Source organism: Burkholderia sp. Tr-862 (genome assembly GCF_011753085.1).
Taxonomy (GTDB): domain Bacteria; phylum Pseudomonadota; class Gammaproteobacteria; order Burkholderiales; family Burkholderiaceae; genus Burkholderia; species Burkholderia ambifaria.
On record NZ_VWWG01000391.1, the window covers coordinates 1 to 1,063 of the forward strand.

The 1,063-nt window shown below is 72.3% G+C and carries 1 protein-coding gene; it reads left to right on the forward strand.

Translation table 11 applies throughout. The features are described 5' to 3' along the window. Positions 1–1,063 (forward strand): circularly permuted type 2 ATP-grasp protein (locus F3J14_RS35070; RefSeq protein ID WP_247682371.1); only part of this gene is annotated, 1,063 nt, incomplete at both ends.

Consider the following 1,063-nt stretch of genomic DNA (forward strand, 5'->3'; position numbering starts at 1 on the left):
CGACGGCACCATCACGACCACCGACAGCTTCCGCCATTTCGTCCGCTACGCGGTCGGCACGCCGCGCTTCGCGTGGGCCGGGCTGCGTGCGCTGCCGTGGATCGTCGCGATGAAAGCCGGGCTGCTGCCGCCCGCGCTCGTCACCGGCCACCCGGGCTACCTGCGCGCGATGCGCGGCGCGCGCGTGCCGGGCGACACGTGGCTGCACATCGTTGCGTTCGATCTCGCGCGCGGCCCCGACGGGCAATGGCGGATCGTCGCGCAGCACACGCAGGGCCCGTCCGGGCTCGGTTATCTGCTCGAAAACCGGCTGATCGTGTCACGGCTCTTTCCGCGCGGCTTCCGCGGGCTGCGCGTGCAGCGGCTCGCGTCCGCGTACCGGTCGCTGCTGCAGAGCATGCAGGCGCTCAGCCCGGCCCGCAAGAATTCGCGAATCGTGCTGCTCACGCCGGGGCCGCACAGCGCGACCTACTTCGAACATGCGTATCTCGCGCGCTATCTCGGTCTCACGCTCGTCGAAGGCGGCGACCTGACCGCGCGCGACAACCGCGTGTTCCTGAAGACGCTGCGCGGGCTCGAGCCCGTGCACGGGATCCTGCGGCGCGTCGACGACGCATGGCTCGATCCGCTCGAACTGCGGCCCGATTCGATGCTCGGCGTGCCGGGGCTGCTGCAGGCCGTGCGCGCGGGCAACGTGCTGCTCGCGAATGCGCCGGGTTCGGGCTTCCTCGAATCGCCGGGCATGCTCGGCTTCATGCCGCGCCTCGCGGAAGGGCTGCTCGGCGAAACGCTGACGCTGCCCGCCGTGCATTCGTGGTGGTGCGGCGAGGCGGCCGCGTGCAACGACGCGCTGCCGCAACTCGCGCGCAGCATCGTGAAACCGTCGTATCCGCCCGACGCCCAGGCCGGCGGCGCGTTCGATCCGGTGATCGGCGCGCGGCTCACGCCGGCGCAGCTGGCCGAGTGGCGTGCGCGGATCCTCGCCCAGCCCGAGCATTACACGGTGCAGGCCGACCTGCCGCTGTCGCAGGCGCCGACCTGGCCGGGGCGCGACGCGCCCGAC